This window comes from Prochlorococcus sp. MIT 0603 (assembly GCF_000760215.1).
Classification (GTDB): Bacteria; Cyanobacteriota; Cyanobacteriia; order PCC-6307; family Cyanobiaceae; genus Prochlorococcus_E.
In genome coordinates this window covers 129,468-150,453 of record NZ_JNAW01000003.1, presented here as the reverse complement: position 1 = coordinate 150,453, position 20,986 = coordinate 129,468, and the positions used below count along the sequence as shown (strand labels likewise).

The 20,986-nt window shown below is 30.6% G+C and carries 20 protein-coding genes and 1 pseudogene; 17 read left to right on the top strand and 4 right to left on the bottom strand.

Annotated features, from left to right (window positions below):
• Positions 1–11: 11 nt before the first annotated feature.
• Together EV07_RS06780 and EV07_RS06775 are read right to left on the bottom strand one after the other, a co-directional pair.
• Positions 12–1,391, bottom strand: coding sequence for a PQQ-dependent sugar dehydrogenase (locus tag EV07_RS06780; RefSeq protein WP_036918702.1), 1,380 nt, complete (start codon positions 1,389–1,391; stop codon positions 12–14).
• Between the two features lie 55 nt (positions 1,392–1,446).
• On the bottom strand, positions 1,447–2,274 hold the full coding sequence (locus tag EV07_RS06775) for an NAD-dependent epimerase/dehydratase family protein (protein WP_036918700.1): 828 nt from the start codon (positions 2,272–2,274) through the stop codon (positions 1,447–1,449).
• A gap of 65 nt (positions 2,275–2,339) precedes the next feature.
• Here EV07_RS06775 and rfbF point away from each other — a divergent pair, with 65 nt between their 5' ends.
• The 3 genes from rfbF to EV07_RS06760 all read left to right on the top strand — a co-directional run bounded on the left by rfbF (position 2,340) and on the right by EV07_RS06760 (position 5,531).
• On the top strand, positions 2,340–3,107 hold the full coding sequence (gene rfbF / locus EV07_RS06770) for a glucose-1-phosphate cytidylyltransferase (RefSeq protein ID WP_036918697.1): 768 nt from the start codon (positions 2,340–2,342) through the stop codon (positions 3,105–3,107).
• Positions 3,104–4,186, top strand: coding sequence for a CDP-glucose 4,6-dehydratase (gene rfbG, locus EV07_RS06765; protein WP_241434021.1), 1,083 nt, complete (start codon positions 3,104–3,106; stop codon positions 4,184–4,186). Before rfbF ends, rfbG begins: the two co-directional genes overlap by 4 nt.
• Positions 4,187–4,328: 142 nt before the next feature.
• Positions 4,329–5,531: a DegT/DnrJ/EryC1/StrS family aminotransferase gene (locus EV07_RS06760; RefSeq protein WP_036918691.1), complete on the top strand. Its 1,203-nt coding sequence runs from the start codon at positions 4,329–4,331 to the stop codon at positions 5,529–5,531.
• Positions 5,532–5,577: 46 nt separating this feature from the next.
• On the opposite strand, the gene EV07_RS06755 is transcribed toward EV07_RS06760, so the two are convergent.
• Positions 5,578–6,441 carry a hypothetical protein gene (locus EV07_RS06755; RefSeq protein ID WP_036918689.1) on the bottom strand — a complete coding sequence of 288 codons (864 nt, stop codon included), beginning with the start codon at positions 6,439–6,441 and terminating at the stop codon, positions 5,578–5,580.
• A 131-nt stretch (positions 6,442–6,572) separates the two neighbouring features.
• Here EV07_RS06755 and EV07_RS06750 point away from each other — a divergent pair, with 131 nt between their 5' ends.
• From EV07_RS06750 to EV07_RS06720, 7 genes are all read left to right on the top strand, one after another.
• Positions 6,573–7,028, top strand: a complete 456-nt coding sequence (locus EV07_RS06750; protein ID WP_036918687.1) for an NUDIX domain-containing protein — start codon at positions 6,573–6,575, stop codon at positions 7,026–7,028.
• 67 nt (positions 7,029–7,095) lie between these two features.
• Positions 7,096–7,800 carry an SDR family NAD(P)-dependent oxidoreductase gene (locus EV07_RS06745; RefSeq protein ID WP_036918685.1) on the top strand — a complete coding sequence of 235 codons (705 nt, stop codon included), beginning with the start codon at positions 7,096–7,098 and terminating at the stop codon, positions 7,798–7,800.
• A 54-nt stretch (positions 7,801–7,854) separates the two neighbouring features.
• Positions 7,855–8,535 (top strand): nucleotidyltransferase family protein, encoded by a 681-nt coding sequence (locus EV07_RS09275; protein WP_052043753.1) that lies wholly within the window; start codon positions 7,855–7,857, stop codon positions 8,533–8,535.
• A gap of 68 nt (positions 8,536–8,603) precedes the next feature.
• Positions 8,604–9,653 (top strand): glycosyltransferase, encoded by a 1,050-nt coding sequence (locus tag EV07_RS06735; protein WP_036918682.1) that lies wholly within the window; start codon positions 8,604–8,606, stop codon positions 9,651–9,653.
• Positions 9,654–9,791: 138 nt separating this feature from the next.
• Positions 9,792–10,763: an NAD-dependent epimerase/dehydratase family protein gene (locus EV07_RS06730; RefSeq protein ID WP_036918680.1), complete on the top strand. Its 972-nt coding sequence runs from the start codon at positions 9,792–9,794 to the stop codon at positions 10,761–10,763.
• A 2-nt stretch (positions 10,764–10,765) separates the two neighbouring features.
• Positions 10,766–11,719 carry an NAD-dependent epimerase/dehydratase family protein gene (locus EV07_RS06725; protein ID WP_036918677.1) on the top strand — a complete coding sequence of 318 codons (954 nt, stop codon included), beginning with the start codon at positions 10,766–10,768 and terminating at the stop codon, positions 11,717–11,719.
• 1 nt (position 11,720) lies between these two features.
• The gene (locus EV07_RS06720) at positions 11,721–12,305 is read left to right on the top strand and encodes a D-sedoheptulose-7-phosphate isomerase (protein ID WP_052043754.1); all 585 of its coding nucleotides are present in this window, start codon (positions 11,721–11,723) and stop codon (positions 12,303–12,305) included.
• A gap of 14 nt (positions 12,306–12,319) precedes the next feature.
• Here the strand turns inward: EV07_RS06720 and EV07_RS06715 are convergent, their stop codons facing one another.
• On the bottom strand, positions 12,320–13,258 hold the full coding sequence (locus EV07_RS06715; RefSeq protein ID WP_036918676.1) for an NAD-dependent epimerase/dehydratase family protein: 939 nt from the start codon (positions 13,256–13,258) through the stop codon (positions 12,320–12,322).
• Between the two features lie 385 nt (positions 13,259–13,643).
• Between EV07_RS06715 and EV07_RS06710 the strand changes: the two genes are divergently transcribed.
• The 7 genes and pseudogenes from EV07_RS06710 (at position 13,644) to EV07_RS06685 (ending at position 20,941) form a co-directional block, all read left to right on the top strand.
• Positions 13,644–14,561: a PfkB family carbohydrate kinase gene (locus EV07_RS06710; protein ID WP_036918673.1), complete on the top strand. Its 918-nt coding sequence runs from the start codon at positions 13,644–13,646 to the stop codon at positions 14,559–14,561.
• Positions 14,558–15,475: an adenylyltransferase/cytidyltransferase family protein gene (locus EV07_RS09270; RefSeq protein ID WP_052043755.1), complete on the top strand. Its 918-nt coding sequence runs from the start codon at positions 14,558–14,560 to the stop codon at positions 15,473–15,475. Before EV07_RS06710 ends, EV07_RS09270 begins: the two co-directional genes overlap by 4 nt.
• 1 nt (position 15,476) lies before the next feature.
• Positions 15,477–16,517 carry a hypothetical protein gene (locus EV07_RS06700; protein WP_036918671.1) on the top strand — a complete coding sequence of 347 codons (1,041 nt, stop codon included), beginning with the start codon at positions 15,477–15,479 and terminating at the stop codon, positions 16,515–16,517.
• Positions 16,518–16,665: 148 nt separating this feature from the next.
• Positions 16,666–17,877 carry a glycosyltransferase family 4 protein gene (locus EV07_RS06695; RefSeq protein WP_036918669.1) on the top strand — a complete coding sequence of 404 codons (1,212 nt, stop codon included), beginning with the start codon at positions 16,666–16,668 and terminating at the stop codon, positions 17,875–17,877.
• Between the two features lie 192 nt (positions 17,878–18,069).
• Positions 18,070–18,498, top strand: a pseudogene (locus EV07_RS10200) (hypothetical protein); the annotation flags it as partial.
• Between the two features lie 102 nt (positions 18,499–18,600).
• On the top strand, positions 18,601–18,897 hold the full coding sequence (locus EV07_RS10065; RefSeq protein ID WP_241434019.1) for a hypothetical protein: 297 nt from the start codon (positions 18,601–18,603) through the stop codon (positions 18,895–18,897).
• Between the two features lie 160 nt (positions 18,898–19,057).
• Entirely contained in the window at positions 19,058–20,941 is a 1,884-nt protein-coding gene (locus tag EV07_RS06685; RefSeq protein WP_241434018.1) for a polysaccharide biosynthesis protein, read from the top strand.
• Positions 20,942–20,986 lie beyond the last annotated feature (45 nt).

Below are 20,986 nucleotides of genomic sequence, written 5' to 3'. Positions count from 1 at the left end.
ATGACAAATAGTTATTTAATAAATGGTATTTTAGACTCATCTAAAATCAGGCTTTTCAAAGACTTATTTAAAAATACTATGTTTTGATCATCTGTAATAAAAACGATTGAGCCAGAAGGCATCTCTTTTATATCTCTAATGCGATGACCTACATAAATACGTTCTACAGATAAGATATTCATAGTTAATGGATCAATATCTAATAGAAATAATGATTTTGCTTTTAAGCTAGAAACTATAAGCTTATCCTTCCAATATGGAAACTCATTTCCTTTATAGTGTATTATCTCGCTAATAGCAATTGATGGTGTAAAGTAAAATATTGGCTTCTTATATTTATTAGTGTGTTTAACTCTATGCTTTGCATGAAAGTCATAACCTATTCCATATGAATAGTAAGGCCATCCGTAATGCTTGCCATCGGAAATTAAATTAATTTCATCACCACCTCTTGGCCCATGCTCTGTTATAATAACTTTTCCATTAAATATAACCATACCTTGTTGATTACGATGTCCCATAGATATCACTTTGAAAGAACCATCATTGTCTATTGATATCACTTTCCCAATTGCATTCTTTTTAGACTGAGCAATCCTTATATCACCATCTAAATTATGGTCAAGATCTCCAACTGTAAATAATATTTTATTATTTAAACGATTAATTCTGCCACCCAATGCATGTCCACCAAAATCAGAATTACAAGAATTAGTTTTGAAAAGCTCTGTAAAATTTAGGCGCTTACTTTTGTCAAAGCTTGGGTTAAGTATAATTTTAGACTCATAAATTGCCATTCCATAGCAGCCTTGACCATTTACATCTACAACCATTGAGGCGAGGACTCTATCATACTTCCTATCTAAATAAATATCTCGAACTCCAAATCTACCTCTCAGATTTTTAATTACTTTACGCTTATAATTCTGACTGGCAAAGATTTCACTTAGATTTGAATTTAATTTATGCGCGGACTTCTTCTTTACATTAAATAAAAACATTTCTCCTTTCCCATTAGAGCCTATAATAATCTCATCATTTATTATATCGATATAACCCCCTGGTAACTCACTATAATCCTTATCTTTGCTGTAATGATATAGATAATTTTTCAACGATATAGTGCTTTTGTCTATATTGTGCCAAGCACTTGAGATATGCTCTTTATTTAAATTAAATAAACCCTTATTATTATCCGAGTATTTTAGACTATTATAAAATCTAGTGGTAAACTCAGATAAAGCCTCATTGGAAGAGTTGTTTTGAATACGGACTAGACTTTTTCCATTTTCAATAAATAAGAAAGCTGCAAAATACAATACAGAAATACTAACAAATCCATAAAATGATATAAAGATCTTAGATCTGATTTTCCGTAATTTTGAGCTCATGGTTTCAATATATACTATAAAATCTATCAAAACTATCTTAACAGAATTATTTTATTTATAACAATGGAACATATCTCATGATCTCGTTATTCCTATAAGGAATTGCACCGGGAATAATATTACCTTTTGCATTTAGAAATTTCCATTGTTCTTCTGCAAATTCTAAAAGAGTTTTTTCACAGCCGCTACCTATATTATTAATCAATGGCTTCCCCATCTCAATTTCCCTTGACACATAAGTCTCTATTATTCGAACTGTATCTTGAACACTTTGAAAATCTCTAATTTGCTCGCCTTTTGTCATTTTAAAGTCTTCATCATTTAAAGCAGCTTTTGATAGCGATCCCCAAAAACCTAATTCTGATTGGCCTCTACCGTATATATAGTTAGGTCTTAGAATTATTACTTCTATTGGGTGTTCAATGCACAAGCTAATAGCAGCCATTGTAGCAGCAGCTTTTGATGCTCCATATGCAGTTGTAGGAATCAATGGAGCATTAGAAGGAATATATTTGTAATTTAAGGCTGATAAGCCATATTCAGCACAAGAACCCAAGATGATAAGTCTTTTTACGCCAGCTTCAATTGCTTGTAGCCATAGATTTAGGGATTTCTCCACATTTGTCTTAAAGCAGTTAACCCAATCATTTGAACCTTCAAGAACACCATGGCTTGCAAAATGAATAAGAACATCAGAGACCGATAATTCTTTTTTCCAATTAGAGTCTAAAGAACCTCTTTTCCAAACAGGCTCTTTAAGAAGTTTGATTTTTGGAGAAGAACTATACCTTTTAATGGCAGTTATATCATGACCGCAATTAACAGCATGATTTAAAAAATGGCTGCCAACAAAACCAGTGCCTCCAGTTAAAAAAACCCTCATTTATAAATAAGTGTATGGGAAGAAAATCTATGCTATGGTTAAAATTTTAAGTAAATGAGCAGATAATGAAAGCTGTAATACTAGCAGGTGGATTTGGAACACGTCTTTCTGAGGAAACTAATATTCGACCAAAACCAATGGTTGAAATTGGAGAAAAACCAATTTTATGGCATATACTCAAGTCATATAGTTCCTATGGAATAAATGATTTTATTATATGTTGTGGTTATAAAGGTAATTTAATTAAACAATATTTTGCAAATTATTTTTTGTATACAAGTGATGTTACATTTTATATGGAAAAGAATGATATTGAGATTCATCATACTAAGACAGAACCTTGGAAGATTACTTTAGTGGATACTGGAATAGAAACAATGACTGGGGGAAGATTAGCTAGAGTAAGTGATTATCTTGACGAAACATTTTGTTTTACATATGGAGATGGAGTTGCAGATATAAACATAAAATCTTTAATTGATTTCCATTATCAGCATGGTAAAAAAGCAACATTAACTGCTGTTAAACCACCAGGAAGATTTGGTTTGATTAACTTGGATAGAAACAAAGTAACTGATTTCATTGAAAAACCTAAAGGAGATGGTTCTTGGATCAATGGTGGGTATTTTGTACTTCAAAAGTCTGTACTTGAATTAATAAGCGGTGATAAATGTACTTGGGAGGACTATCCTTTGAAAACTTTGGCTAGAAATGGGGAATTGTTAGCTTATAAACATGATGGTTTTTGGCAACCAATGGATACAATGAGGGATAAACACAAGTTAGAAGATTTATGGGCTTCTGATAATCCACCATGGAAAGTATGGGAATGAATAATAAGAACTTTTGGAAACAAAAAAGGGTATTAATAACTGGTCATACTGGTTTTAAAGGCTCATGGCTTTCACTTTGGTTAAAAGAATTTGGTTCTGAGGTTTGTGGATTAAGCCTTGAACCTTTAACACAGCCAAATTTATTTACCAAACTTAATTTACATAAAATCTTAGATAAACATTGCATAGTTGATATTAATAACCTTTCCAAAGTTGAGGATACATTTAATAGCTTTCAGCCAGAAATAATATTTCACTTGGCAGCGCAGCCTTTAGTAAAAAAAAGCTATCTTGAGCCAGTATATACATGGAAAACTAATGTAATGGGTACTATTAATATTTTAGAATCATTAAAGAAAATAAAAGGAAAGTGTGCCATAGTAATTGTAACTACAGATAAGGTTTATCAAAATAATGAATGGCAGTATGGATATAGAGAAAACGATCCTCTAGGCGGATATGATCCATATAGTTCAAGCAAAGCAGCAGCAGAAATTGCAATATCAAGTTGGAGATCTAGTTTTTTCACTAAAGCAAATTCACCTAATTTTAATCATGCTATAGCTTCAGCAAGAGCTGGTAATGTTATAGGAGGTGGAGATTGGTCTGAAAACAGGATATTACCTGATGCTATTAAAGCTCTTGCAAATGGAGCTGTGATAAAAGTAAGAAACCCTGCTTCAAAACGGCCTTGGCAACATGTATTAGAACCATTAAGTGGCTATATTAGTCTTGCGGAGAAACTGTTTTCTTCGGAAGGCTTAAACAATAAATACAACTCTGCATATAACTTTGGTCCCAATCAAGAATCAAACCGTTCTGTAAAAGATTTAGTTGAATGTGTCTTATCCTATTGGCCAGGTCAATGGGAAGATATAAGTACTATAAATCAAGAACATGAGGCAAAGAATCTTAATTTGCAAATAGATAAGGCATTTCAGGATCTAAATTGGAAACCAAAGTGGACATTTGAAGAAGCAATAAAAAAAACAATTTATTGGCACCAATCTTTTTCAGAAAATCCTTTATTAGCAAAAGACTTATGTATTAGTGACCTTAATGACTATTTGAGTGATTAACTGCTATAAAGATTTTTTTATACCATGGTTTTTTAATGCTTGCTAGGATTTTATATTTATAGCCAATATTGATATTTAGCTTATAAAAATAATTACTATCTAGCATGATAGAATAAATAAAAATAAACTATCAACTTATTTAATGGATCAGAAAATCTCTTATGCTAAAACTGTATATGGAAAGGAAGAGATAGATGCAGTTGTAAAGTGTCTAAATGAATCCACACAGATGGGCAAATATTCTAGGAAGTTCGAATCAAAGATAGCGGATTTATTTAGAAAGAGATATGGGCTTTATGTTAATTCAGGCTCATCAGCACTTTATTTAGCAATAGAAGCTTGTGAATTTAAAGAAGGTTCTGAGGTTATAACACCTGCGCTTACATTCTCTACAACTGTAGGGTGTTTAGTAAAGAACAATCTTGTACCAGTATTTACTGATATCAAAGAGAATACATACCTCATCGATACTAGTCAGATTGAGGATCTTATAAATGATAAAACAGTGGCTATATTAGCACCTAATTTGTTAGGTAATGTTTGCCAATGGGACTTAATACGTAAAATTGCAGACAAGTTTGGCTTGGTATTAATAGAAGATTCTGCTGATACTTTAGGTGCAACTATAAATAATGGCGAATCTACAGGAGTATATACTGATATTTCAATTACAAGTTTTTATGGTTCACATATTATTAATTGTGCAGGAAATGGTGGTGCACTTACTTTAAATGATTCAAAGATAATGAAAACTGCGAAACTTTTAAGATCATGGGGGCGCAGTTCATCATTATATGATGAAAATAGTGAGTCTATAGAAAATCGCTTTAACACTTGTCTTGATGGAATAGATTATGATGCTAAATTTGTCTTCGAAAGAGTTGGCTACAATCTTGAGGGTAATGAACTTGGAGCCGCATTTGGATTAAAGCAATTAAATAAACTCAAAGAGAATATAAAATTAAGACAAAATAACTTTATTAAGCAGTTTAAATATTTTTCTCAATATTCTGATTTATTCACAAATCCAGAAGAAACAAAAGGAGCAAATACAGCATGGCTGGCCTACCCTATTATTATAAATAAAGGAGCACCATTCACAAGAAAACAATTCCAAATATATTTAGAGGAAAGAGGTATTCAAACCAGAGTAGTTTTTACAGGGAACATATTGAGGCAGCCTATGAGTAAAAGTTTCTACAAGAAAGTAACCGCAATGGGGCTTGAAAAATCAGATAATGTTATGCAAAGAGGAGTCCTTCTACCAGTTCACCATGGAATGACTGATAAGATGTTTGATAAACTTCATAATACAATCGATGGATTTATAGCTCTACATAGATAAATATATAAAGCTCGAATAGATTATATAAATTAAATAAAATAATTTTTCACTCACCATTCCTTATTTTGATTAGTTTATTACGCATTCTGAAAACAAATTTAGAATAATACTTATTCTTTCTTGTAGGCTTTTTATAATAAACCAAGTATTGCAATTTAGCGGAAAGAACTAATATTGATCGATATAGCCTAGCTATTTTTAATTTTTTTAGCCAGCTAATTAATCGAAGCCGATCGATTTCATTCCTAATATTACTTGTCTGAAACTGATTTATCCTGTAACTATATAAATTAGAATTTTTGTGCTCTATAAATAAACCTCTGCTTGCTAAGTAGCATACTATCCTAACATCCTCAAATATAGATAGATTACGCAGTTTGTTGCTTCTCCAATAGTCACAGAGTACTTCTCTTTTATATGTAATTGTTGGAAAATCAACAGTACGTTCAAAGGGAAGAAAATATCTATTTAAAATGTTTGAAAGATTTAATTTAATTGACTTGTTCCTAGGAATATGTTTTCTATTTTTTAATTTATTAGACAATTTATCTATAGATTGAGTTCTATTTGAATATGCATAAGGCTTATTAGCTGTGATCATGCAAAAAGAATTTTGCAAATAATTTCTATCAAATATATCATCATCATGAAGGAAAGTTATATAGTCTGACTTGCTATAATTAGATAGCCATTCCATATGCCTCCAGAGGCTTTTGTGAGGTGATTTATGTAATATTAAATGAACTTTTTGAGTATTTATATAATCAGATAACTCTCCATATAAAACTTCAGTTGTAGATATATAAAACTTAATAGTTTCAGTACAAATTGAATTATTCAAGCAGCCTATCGCTTGCTTCGTGAAATCATTATTTGTATTAATAAGAAGGAACGCATCAAGGTTGACCATTTATGCATTAACCTCAACAATAAGATGCTAGCATATATCTTAAGATTAAACAAATATGAATATATAATAGCGAATTATACAATGACAATTATATAGGACTAGTATCAAAATTAGCAAGTAATTTTATTATTTTGATAGCCAAGGAATATCTCGAAGACATTAATCTTGCAGGAGAAATCCGTCTAGGAGTAGGTATAATTTTGTATAATCATAAGGGTATACTACTTGAGCAAAGAAGAGATTGTGGTAAATGGGGTCTTATAGGGGGTAGAGTTGAAGTGGGAGAACAAGTTGAGGAGTCTATCATTAGAGAAACTTTGGAAGAGACTTCATTTCGCATTCATACAAATGAGATAAGGATGTTAGGAGTTTTTTCTAACCCATTGCATAAACGTATAATTAAATACCCTGATAATATATTCCATGCAATTGACATAATCTACTATCTCAGGCTAGTGGAAAATAGAGAACCAATTATCAGTCATGAAAGTCTAAATCTATCTTTTTTCCAGCCAGAGAAACTGCCAATTGATATTGTTCCACCAGCTATTATTCCGCTTAAACAATTTATTAGAAGCATTTACTGATAATAAACTTTTTATACAGAGCATTATAAGTAAGATGCTCTATAATAGTATTAAACAAAATAAATAGATGAGTGTATTAATAACAGGAGCTACATCTTCTATAGGTCAAGCAACAAAAAACATCTTTAGTTCATATGGCAAAGAAATAATTCAATTAGGAAGAAATTCAAAAATAGATAGTGATTCCCTTTCAAAAAAGCAAATTCATTATTTTCAGTTGGACTTTTCTTCTTCTAAGTTTGAAGATGATATAGATTCTGTATTTTCTAATATTGATCTAAAATCAATTGAAACTGTTGTTCATTTGGCAGCAGAAGCAGGAGATAGGAATAATATTTCATCAATGACTTATGAAGAGATATCCAGGTTATCTAGAATTAACTTTATAAATTCTATTTGGTTCACAAAAGTATCTTGTGATGCATTAGCTTATAGGTCTATTTCTAATAATAAGGCATATATCTATGTTTCAACTCAATTAGCTAAATATCAGGCTCCTGGGCTTTCAATCTATAGTGCAGCAAAGGCAGGTATGAATAATTTATGTAAATCACTTGCTTATGAGTATGGACCTAATGATTTAAGAATAAATATAGTCAGCCCTGGCAAGGTTGATTTAATCAACCTTGAAAACCCTATAGCTCCTGTTAAGGGAATCCCCTTAGGCAGACTAGCTACACCAAAAGATATTGCTGAAACTATATACTTTCTCTCTTCAACTAGAAGTAGCTATATTAGTGGAACAAATATAGATGTAAATGGAGGGAGATGAATAATATTATAATATTACTAGTAACGATCTAGCATATTAATGTATACAGTCATATTGTGTGGAGGGAAAGGTACACGATTTCAAGAGGTATCTAGTACTTTACCTAAAATACTGGTAAAAATAAACAAAAATCAAACTATGCTTGATTGGTTGGCCAATGATTACCTCCCACAAAATTCAGAAATAATTTTAGCCACAGGTCATCTTCATAACATAATTGAAAATTACATCTCCTCAGTTAACTATCGTTCAAGGATAACCTTCTCCAAAGAAAATCAGCCTTTAGGAACTGGAGGAGCACTTGCTCTAGCTTCAAGACTAATAAAAACCAAAGACTTTATTGCTCTTAATGGAGATACAATTCAAGAAGTAAACTTACTTGAATTCTTACAAAAAACTAATATGGATGATTCAGTTAAGCTGAATATTGCATGTACTGATAATAATTATGATGATTCCGGATCTATCCATATAGATTATAATAACTATATTATAAAATTTGCTGAAAAGACATTACCTGAAAAACAACATCACTTATCTAAAATATACACAAGTATAGGCTTATATAGATGTAAAACAGAATACTTTAGGAGTCAGAGCGTAATTTCATCTTCCTTGGAATCAGATATTATCCCTATGCTTGTAAAAGAAAAGTCTGTAAAGGCAACTCCATTCAGTGTTAAATTTCATGATTACGGCACATTAGATAGATACAAAAAAATGAATAAGAGATAATTATTTGTGAAAATACCAAGATTCCATTTGAATCTAAATTACACTATAAATTAGATCTTATATACACAATGCAGCATAAATTTGATGTTATACATTTATCACCATCTAATAAGATTGGAGGGGCAGAGAATGCTGCAAGGCAAACGTCTCAAATTCGATCTAAATACTTTAATTTTAATGTTTTTTATATTAATACAGCTTATCACAAGAACTTCATCTTAAGGCAGATAAATTTTTTATATAAATACTTTCTTTCTGTTTATAATTTAACAAAAGAACCACCTGATATATTAATAGCCTCTTTATGGAAAAGTTATTTAGTCGCATTAACCGTTTCTATTTTTAGGCCAAATACAAAATATATCATGCTATTACATAGTGCTTATAATAAGCATTTTGCAGAAAAAATTGTGACATCTTTATTTTCATTACGTACCTCTGAAATATGGGCTGATTCCAAAACATCATATAATAATAGAGCTTCACATCTATATTTTAAACATAAGACCAATTACCAGATAATAAGTTTTATATTTCAAAATAATTTACCTTTTATAGACCACTCTGAATGTTCTGATTTTATTTATTGGGGAAGACTTTCTCCTTTAAAATCCATAGACATCTCATTGAGATTATTTTCTTTGTTTTCAAAAGAAAATACAGACTCTAAATTTTTTATTATAGGACCAGACGATGGTGATCTTGAACGATTGAAATCTCTAGTACGATCTTTTAATTTAGAAGAGAAAGTTTTTTTTCTAGGACAATTAAATTTTCAGCAGATTGTAGAAATTTCAAAGAAATGTAAGTTCTTTCTACAATTAAGTAAGAAAGAAGGCATGGCAATGTCTGTTGTGGAATCCATGCAATTGGGGCTTATTCCAATAGTAACTAGTATAGGGGAAATTAGTTCCTACTGCGTTGATGGATACAACTCCCTAATATTCTTAGATAATGATATGTCAATATTGGTTAATAAAATAAAAGATATTCATTCTGACCATTTAAGATTTAAGGCGATGCAATTAAATGCATTTAACCATTGGGAAGGTAAACCAAGTTATAAAAAAAGTTTATTAAAAGCATGTAAGGATTTAATGATAAATAGCTATACATAAATTTACTATATATAGTGTTTGTTATTATAATTTACTCCAAAGAACAAATAAGCATATTTATTAAATAATAACTAACAGATATAGAGCATTACTGCTTTAACCTGTAGAATCACTGTATAACATTATATAAGAACCTAAATGTCTAATGTTTTAGTAACAGGTGGAACAGGAATGATAGGAAGGTATCTAGTAGAACTACTAGTTCGTGATTCTCATAATGTTACTGTCGCATCACTTGATGGACAAGAGCTTTGTCATCCCAATGCTAAATTTAAACAACTAGATCTAAGAGATATCAACAATTGCATAGAAGCCTGTGAGGAAATTGAAGAGGTTTATCATTTAGCAGGAGTCAAGGGATCTCCAAAGATGTGCAGAGAACAGCCAGCAGATTTCTTTGTGCCTACAATTACATTTAGCTTAAATATGATGGAAGCTGCTAGAAGAGCAGGTGTAAAGAAGTATCTTTATACCAGTTCAGTAGGGGTCTATCATCCAGCAGAAATATTTAAAGAAGATGATGTTTGGTCTACATTCCCTTCTGAGAATGATCGTTTTGCAGGCTGGGCAAAAAGGATGGGAGAGTTACAAGCGGATGCATATAGGATCCAGTATCAAAACTCATCATCAATATATTCAATCGTTAGACCAGGCAATGTATACGGAAGGTATGACAACTTTGACCCTGAAAATGCAATGGTCATACCTTCATTAATTGCTCGTCTATATAAAGGAGAGAATCCATTGAAAGTATGGGGAGATGGCTGTCCTATAAGAGACTTTGTACATGCATCTGATGTTGCAAGAGCAATGAAGTATGTAATGGATAATAATATTCAAGAACCAGTCAACGTATCATCTGGGAACCCTACAACAATCAAGAATGTTGTAGAAGAGGTTATTAGAAATTTCCATAATGTAAGCTATGAATTTACAGAGTCGACTTTCCAAGGAGATAACAAAAGGCTTATGGATGTTAGTCGACTCAAGAGTAAAGGGTGGAATCCATTAATTACTTTAGAGGATGGAATTGCTGATACAGTTAAATGGTTTAAGGAAGAGGGCTATTTGGGGTATAAACGCTACAATTCCTTTAAGGAGAGCAAATAAGCATGAAAATTATTATTTGTGGTGCTACAGGCTTTATTGGTAGGAATTTATTAGAACACTTTTCGAGAGATCAAAGAAATGAAATTATTGCAATAAATTTCAAGAGACCACCTTTAGACGGATTCAATAACAATGTCCGATGGGTTAATACTGATTTAAGATTAGCAGGATCATTAAAAGAATATATTAATAATACTGATCTCTTCCTTCAATTTGCAGCCACTACTTCGGGCGCTAATGATATAAAAAATAGACCATATTTACATGTAACAGATAATGCCGTAATGAATTCTCATTTGCTTAGAGAATCTTTTGAATCTCATGTCAAGCATTTTATCTTTCCTAGCTGTACTGTTATGCTTGCATCATTAGAAAAACAAAAGGAAGAGGATTGGGATGAATCTACTCAAATAAACCCTACTTATTTTGGAGTTGGAAACACTAAAATATATATTGAGAAGATGTGCAAGTTTTATTCAAATCTTGGTATGAAAACAACAGTAATTAGACATTCTAATGTATTTGGACCTTACGATAAATTTGATTTAAATAAAAGCCATGTTCTTGGTGCTACTATAAGAAAAGTAATTAATTCACCACAAAAAGGTGAATTGAATGTTTGGGGAACAGGTAAGGCTAGAAGAGATTTTATATATATAAAAGATTTAATATCATTTATAGAAAAGTCATACTCTAATCAAACTGATTCTTTTGGACTCTATAACTGTGGTATGGGAGAATCTATCTCAATTAATAAACTGGCCGAATTAATAATAAGATTAAGTGGGAAAGACTTAGATATCTTTAATGATATATCAAAACCTGATATACCTACTGCCTTGTCATTGGATTGCTCAAAAGCTTTGGAAGACTTAGGATGGGAAATAAAATCAGACTTTACTCAATCATTAGAGTTAACATATAGATGGGCTGAGAATAATATAAATATTTTGTAGCATGATAGATAATAAATTAATCGACTTTTCATATTCAGATCATATACAAACACTTGATTTTGTAAAGAGTGATAATTTCTCTGTTTTATTTAAGCAATCTATTGATTTAATATACTCTAAAATAATCAAGGGGAAGAATATTTTTTCTTGTGGTAATGGTGGATCATTCTCTGATTCTCAGCATTTTATAGCAGAATTAGTTGTGCGTTACAAGAGAGAAAGAAAACCTTTCTCTGCTTATGCCTTGGGAGCAAATCAATCAGTTGTTACAGCTTCAGGTAATGACTATTGTTATGAGGATATATTCCTAAGAGAATTTAAAGCACTTAGTCGCAAGGATGACTTGGTAGTTGGAATATCAACAAGTGGCACTAGTAGAAATATATTAAAAGTTATAGAATATGCATCAGAAAATTCAATAGATTGGATTCTTCTAACATCAGATCTTAATACCATACAACATAGTGACGGCATTATTATTGATTTTCCATGGACTACTACTGCCTCTATTCAGGAAAGCCATATCTTTTTCCTTCATTTATTATGTAGAGCTTTAGATGAACTTGTACTAGGTAATGATAACTAAAAAATAAATTATATCTATACTTCACTGAATTCATTATTAATTGCCTCAGCCAATGTAAAAGGAGGGCACCAATCTAAAGACTTTTTAACATATGAATTGTCAATAATAAAATTTACTGATAACTTTTTGAAGGCTCCCCCTATAAATGGGATCATTTGCGCAATCTTCATAAGTATATAGTTCAACTTGAAAAAAGAATTCTTACTATTTCTTACCTTACATATATTAGCGATGAATTCTTTTGGAGATATAGATTCATTATCTGATAAAACATAAGTGTAATTACCAAACTTTTTACTCTTAATAATAGAGTCTATACAAGAAGTAAAATTACCTATAGAAAGAAATGATCTTTTGTTGTTAAAATTCATTATTGGTAATGGTAATCCCAAGTCAATAATACCTACCATTTTTTTAATATTTCCAGGGGCATTTTTACCATAGACAAGAGATGGTCGAACTATTGTTAATGCTGAAGATTTATCGTCTAATATTCTATTTAGACATGCCTCAGCTAATAACTTCGATCTAGCGTATGGACCATTTGCTCTTATAGCAGAAGATTCATTTATAGAATCAACGTGATCTGTATTATCACCATGAATAGCAATTGTACTTATGAAGATAAAGTTTTTTATACCTAGCCTTTTAGTTGTAATAGCTAATTTTCTAGTTAAGGTAACATTACTTCTATACATATTAAATATATGATATATGTTATTCGAGTATTCTTTATGGGCCAGACCAGCAGCATGAATTATATGTGTGCAATTATTTAGTTGGCAATCATTAGCTGTAGAATTAAATAAATCCGAATAAGAAATTTCCTTAAAACCATCATGATATTTATAAGCATTTCTCCTAACACCAATGACTTCATGTATTTCAGAAAGATATTCACATAAGGATTTGCCTAGAAATCCGTTAGAACCAGTCACAATGATTTTTGCCATTAATAGCTTTAGTTGCGATCTATAATCAATTATATATGATATAAAATATTACCTAACAATCGTTTCATGGTAGATATATTTCTTTTTCTTTAATGTAAGATTATCGTTATAAATTAGTTATAAACCATTGATAATGAACCCTTTAGCTCTTAAAAGCAAAAGATTATATACAAGAAGAAATAGCATCTTTTATTTCCATAAGGAGTTTTTTGCTAGAAATTTCACTTTTGGTATAATAGAGATGGTTAAAAGTTAAATTTATATTAGATGCTTCATCAAATTTTGAAGAAAGGCTCTAAAATTATTTTTTATGAGCAAACTATAAAAATCTCAAATATAGTAGATTTCTACTTTTATAAAAAACCTTCATATTATAGCTTTTAAAATGTCTATCTATGTATTAGGAGATCCAATACTCGACAAGTATATCATTGGCCAATGTCATAGGATATCTCCAGAAGCCCCTATCCCAATATTACAGATATCAAAAGAATATCAACGGAATGGCGGTTCCATGAACCTTTTGGAAAATATATTAGGCTTAGGGTCACATGTTAATTACATTTATCCATACAACCCCAATGACTTAAATAGTAAATATTTCTTAGGACTATCAAATAAATACCCAAACCTTCTATTCCATTTAATAGAAGATACATCAGTTTCGACACCTATAAAAACAAGATATATTTCTTCAAGTCAACAATTACTCCGAACTGATTATGAAAGAAAATTTAAATTATCAATAGAAACAATAAATAAGATTTACGATATAATAGAAAAAATTAAAATAGATGATATATTGGTACTATCAGATTATAACAAGGGTTCAATAGACCAAGAAGTCGTACACTATATCTCCGAAAGAGCTTCATTGAATAAAATACGCTATATAGTAGACCCTCATCCAAAAAACTTTCATTTATACAGTAATTCATATTTGATGACTCCTAATAACCGAGAAGTATCAGAATATTTAAGAGAGGAAGTTACTATATTTAATTACAAAGATATTCTTTTACGCTTAAAAGAAGAGTTGAATATATACTACCCATGCATTACATTTGGTAGTGAAGGATGCGTTGCCCTAATTGATAATCAATCTAAACATATACTAGCTAATTCAAAAGAAGTTTACGATGTTACTGGAGCAGGCGATACTTTTTTAGCAGGGCTAACACATTCAATTGATAAAGGAAAGAACATAGATGAATCATTGCAATTTGCAAATAAGCTAGCTGGGATAGCTGTTTCTCATTTCGGAGCTTATGTAGCAAATAACAAAGACTTGGAAAAATCATGAAACAAATAAAGGTTTTTACAAACGGATGTTTCGATATTGTTCATCAAGGACATATAGAATTATTATTATATTGTAAATCTATAGGAGATATATTAATAATAGGAATTAATAGTGACTTATCAGTTAAACTTAATAAAGGCACTCACCGTCCCTTCCTGGATGAAAAAATAAGGAAGGGGTTTTTACAATCATTGCAAATAGCAGATGAAGTATTGTTATTTAATGAACAGACTCCATATCACCTTATACAAACTTTACAACCAGATATAATAGTAAAAGGAGGCGATTATAACAAGAATGATGTAGTAGGTTTTGATCTTGTAAAAGATATCAGAATATTTCCTTTAAAGGACGGTTTTAGCTCTACTAAGATAGCTAATCAAATCATCCAAAAAAATTATCAAGAAAATCACATTACTAAAGATATAGATTCACTTATAGCAGCAATTAAAGAAAGTCGTCAAAGTATTCTGAACTATACAAATACTATTAGTCAGAAAATTAGATTAGCCATGTCAAATAATTCTCGTATTATAACCTTTGGTAATAATACTTCTAGGGATTTTTATCAACAGCTAAATAGTCTTACCTCTTTTAGACATAAGACTAATAACATATTGAATATTAAAACATTTATAGAGGATTCAAATGATTTACATGATATAGAAAATTTAACAGGTCCAAATGATGTCATAATCGCTATCAGCTACCAAGAAGATGATATAAAAATCAAAAATACACTAGATCACCTTAAAAGTAACCTTTGTATAGATAACGTATTTCAATTTGCTGGAAAATCTAAACTAACTCTAAACCAAACAAATATTTTCAATGTTGTTAGTAACAACAATTTTGTAATTGATACAGTTCATAGAATACTTATTAATGAAATATGTAAATCTTTAGATAAATAGAATGACCTCTACCAGCAAAATATATATTTTATCTCAGAGACAAGTTGGCGATATATTTTTAGATACCATAGTACTAGCGTCCATTGATAATATTCGACATGACTTGGAATTTATGCTTATAGTGCAACCACATTACTATTCAATAGCTAGACAAATACAGAAACTACTTAAAACCAATATCAATATTATAACTACAAACGATCCAGTAGAAAAACCTGTATTTGAGTTGAGCCCATTAGAACGATCATTTTTCCCTTTAATAGATTTAATAAAATATAAATTTAAGTACAATATAACCTTCTATAGATACTGGAGGCCTCTCAGGACAAAAGCACCCATTAATTTAAAGTTTGTATATCTAGCAGTACAATATATTTTCCTGTCACTAATTGGTTCCCGTAAACTTAAAGCGAATTCTTCAGATACTAAATTTTTCCTTAATGAATCGAAAAAATCAACCCATGTTTTGGACATATTAATTTCAACATCATCCAATTATTTTAGGATTGATCCACAATTAATACGAGATAATATAATTTTCAATGTTCACAATTCATATCTAGCAAGATCAAAAGATAAAGCTTATAATGATATCCTTGTTCTACCTTCTGTAGGAGTTGCCTCCAAAACAGGCCCAAATAAAGAAATACCACAATCAATTATAGACGAAATAATTACTCTAAACTCATCCAATAATAGAATCATGGTATCTTATTATGAATCAGATAAACGTATAGATTCTTATGCTAACCACTATGCAAGTTTAACTGATTTAGTAAATCTTATAACTTCTTCTAATCATATCATTGCATCAGATTCATTCCCTGCTCATTTAACAGTTTACTTAGGATCTCGTATAACAATCTTTTTACCTGGTTCACATTATGGCCTCTTCCACCCTTACCCTAAATGGTTTCCTAAAAACTCACTGACAGAATATATAATCGACCGAGATAATATTAAAAACTTTAATTGTTGTGGAAATTGTATTAAGTGTTTAGAAACAATGCATTGGGATAGAATACACAAGAATTTTATTTGACATCATAATCCAGTTTTAATAATGATACATTGTCAATACTATTTATAATTAACAAACTATCCTTATATTATTTTGGATAAAAAATAATAAGAAATTCATAATTCATCTAATATTTGCTATATAATCTAAATTAAGCTTATAACTTAAATTGAATACCAAACCTAATATCTACTTTGCAGAACAGTATTTTTATCCAGAGGATTGGTCTGGAGCTCAGTTGTCCAGAGATATAGTCAATCACCTTAATCAAAATGGTTATAATATTAATGTTATTTGTTCATCAGTCAGCTATCAAAACTCATCTACAATAATTTCTGGAAGACCACCTTCATTTAAAGGAATACCTATCAAGAGAGTAAACCCTATAATATTTAAACCCAGGAACTATTTCCATAGATTATTTAACGATATTTACTTTTCATTATCAGTTCTTATATATTTTCTCAGCTCTAATAAGCCTTCTCTATTTTTAATTCAAACTAATCCACCATTTTTGATCTTAGTAACAGCCTTAGCAGCCAGTCTCAGGAACATTCCATATAAAATAATTGCAATGGATCTTTATCCAGAGGTTTTCAACGCAACTTTCAACAATAGGTGGACAAAAATAATACAACCTCTAACCCAAATAATCTTTAACGCCTCTTATTCGCGAGCTCAAACTGTTTATTCATTGGGACCATATATGTCTAAAAGACTCATGATAAAAGGAGTCAAAAGTACAAATATAGATATTATTAGTAATTGGTCTACAGGTCCTATAGAAGATATAGATCCCGAAAAAAATCCCTTTGTTCAAAAATATAAACTATATGGTACATTTAATATCGTCTATTCAGGTAATATCGGGAATTCTCATGAGTTGGAATCTTTTTTAGAAGCAGTTGAGTATGTATCTTTATCTCTGTCAAATATCAAAGTACTTATCTTTACTAATTCAACGAAAGCAGATCAGATAAAAGTTAGAGTAAATAATTCCAAATTACATAATATTGTTTATATAATGCCTTTGGTTCAAATGGAAATGCTGCCAAAATCTTTATCATTATCAACATTAGGACTAGTTAGCCTAAAACAAAGTTTTTCAGGCTTAGTAGTTCCAAGTAAATTATTTGGTTATATGTCTAGGGGTATACCTGTCTTATATATTGGACCGCCTTCTGATATAAGTTATTATTTAGAACAAGCTGAGGCAGGTTTTTCTTTTCAAAATTATAATATATCAAAAATTTCTGAATTCCTATTATATTACGCAAGACAACCAGAGAAATTAGTAAAATATGGTCAAAATGGTAAGAATTATTATAATAAATATTTAGCTAAAGACGTAGCACTTCAAAAGTATTTGAATTCCATATAAGCTACAATGTTACTTATATATACTAGTATCATACAATACTGACTTTTATCGATGTTTTATTTAGAAACTTATATATTAAAGATTATATATTTTATTTTATCTTTTATTATCTCTTATATTTGTATATCTCTAATTATTCCAGTACTTACATCTAACTTCATAGATATACCCAATAACAGAAGCTCACATGTTTTGCCTAAGCCATCTGCTGGAGGCATTGTATTTGTAACCTTATCTCTATTAACCTCTACTATATTTTCATCTTTAAATACTTTAATTCTTTTACCGATAGCTATCGCAGGTCTTTTTGATGATAAGTATCACTTAAAACCATTTCACAAATATTTAATCCAACTCTTAACCTCATATTTTATTATTAATAACTCACCATTTCAGATCTATTTATTAGATCTTGATATCCCTTACCTAATTACTATTATAATTTCTTTGTTATTTTCGACATCAGTAATTAACTTTATTAATTTTATGGATGGAATAGATGGATTGCTTGCAGGATCTATGTTTGTAATATTGCTTTCAATTTCTTTTATATCTTTCCCGGTGCTTATACCTATCTGTGGCTCCATATTTGCATTCCTTCTTTTCAATTGGCAACCAGCAGCATTGTTTATGGGAGACATTGGAAGCCTATTCTTAGGAGCTTTGTTATCAACATTGATTTTCCATCTCCCAACACCACAGCTTTCAATCTTTGCTCTAACCATGGCATCCCCATTACTACTAGATGCATTTACTTGTGTGTTAAGGCGCTATATAGCAAAGCAACCTATTTTTTCTCCTCATAAAGTACATCTCTATCAAAGGCTTCATCAGGCTGGTATGAGTCATGCCTTTGTATCGACTCTTTACATAATTTCTACTTTTATATGCTCACTCCTTTACTTCTTATTCGATGTAAATGGGCTTTTCCTTTCATTGATCTATGTAATTGTAGCCGGATTAACTTTAGAAAAGTACTTTGCGATTCCATTCAATATAGCTATTCTTAGAAAACTATAATTATCTCTAGATAAATATATCTTGAAATATATTATATATTTGCTATATTTGTAATTATATTTATAAGCTCTATATAGTTTCTATCTGAATGACTATAATAAGCAAATATACTTCTTTCTTTCAAGCGCTTTTAAAGCTTAAGCCAAGGACTAAATTAACTTTGCTATTAGCATCAGATTTTTTACTAATACCATTTATCATTTTTTTATGTCTTTACCTTAGGCTAGACATACCTCTTTTAGGCCTTCCATCAGGACTGCTTTTGTATAAATCCAAAATTGCACATGCATATGGATGGATGTTTTATGCAGTTCCTCTTTCAGCCATATTAATTTATACTTTTACAGCTAGATATCAAAGTTTAACAAGATATTTTAGTAGTTTTGTTATATATTTCTTGGCATTTAGAAATCTCTCATTCCTTGTTTTAACATATCTCTATGGGATAATATTTCGATTATCTATACCTTCATTTAATACATGGTTCCTCTTTTGGATAGTGTTAACTTCAGCGACCTCTATATCTAGATTATTTTTCAGAGATATACTTAGATTTACAAATTCTTCATCTAATTCTAAGCTTCCACGAGTATCAATTTACGGAGCTGGATCGGCAGGTGCTCAACTAGCTATTTCGTTAGAGATTGGCAACACACATATCGTTAAAAATTTCATAGATGATGATCCAACTCTTTGGCAGAGAAGGTTATATGGCAAACCTATAAAATCACCAGATTTAATTCCCTCTTTTGTTGACAATATTGACCAAATATTAATAGCTATGCCTTCCTTAAGCCGAGCAAAGAGAATGGAGATATTCAACAATATACAAAAATATGAACTACCAATATTTCAGATCCCCTCAATAGATGACCTTATATCTGGGAGAACTAAAATTGAAGATCTTAAACCTATTTCTATAGATGACATACTATGTCGAAATTCTGTTCCTGCTGACCCTTCTTTACTTGGTCCAGGGATAACTTCTTCCATCGTATTTGTTACAGGAGCAGGTGGCTCTATAGGTAGTGAACTATGTCGTCAAATATTAGATCTTAAGCCATCTAAGCTAATACTTTTAGATATAAGTGAACCTAACCTTTATGCTGTTACGCAAGAGCTGAAAAAGTCAATTAATAATCAGATTCAAATAATATCTCTTTTAGGTGATGCTAAAGATGAAACACTTTTAAGAAAAATATTCAATACTTACAATATAGATATTGTCTATCATTCAGCAGCTTATAAACATGTTCCAATTGTAGAGGAAAACCCAATCGAAGGAATAATAAATAATGTTATTTCAACCTATATTCTTTGTGAAATAGTATCAGAATTTTCGGTAAAGAAGATGATCTTGATTTCAACCGATAAGGCTATAAGACCAACAAATATAATGGGAGCATCTAAAAGGCTAGCAGAGCTCATAATGCAAGCAGCAGCTCAACAGAGTGATGATATAAATAATAAAAGTAAGACTTCAATTGAATCTAAAACTTGTTATGCAATGGTACGGTTTGGCAATGTTTTAGGTTCCTCTGGTTCAGTAGTACCTTTATTTCTTAAGCAGATTAAAGAGGGAGGACCTTTAACAATCACACATGAAAATATGGTCCGATACTTTATGACTATTCCAGAAGCGGCACAGCTAGTAATTCAAGCATCAGTGCTTGCTCAAGGAGGGGATGTGTTTTTACTAGATATGGGAGAGCCAGTTCGCATTATAGATTTGGCAAAACAAATGATTAGATTAAGTGGCCTTAGTGTTTTAGATAATGATAATCCGAATGGGGACATTGAAATAATTTCCACAGGCTTACGACCTGGAGAAAAGCTTTATGAAGAATTACTTATTGATGCAAAACCTATCCCAACCCAACATAAACTTATTTATAAAGCTAAAGAAAAATCAATACCATATGAAAAATTGTGGAAAGAGGTTGAAATACTAAGGGAATTATTAAAAGAAAGAAACGTGATTAAAACCTTGGATTTATTATCAAAGCTTGTCCCAGAATGGAACAGAGTCGATCAAAAACTTTAATAAAATATTCAAATCATTGAAATATCAATATCTAGACTATATTTA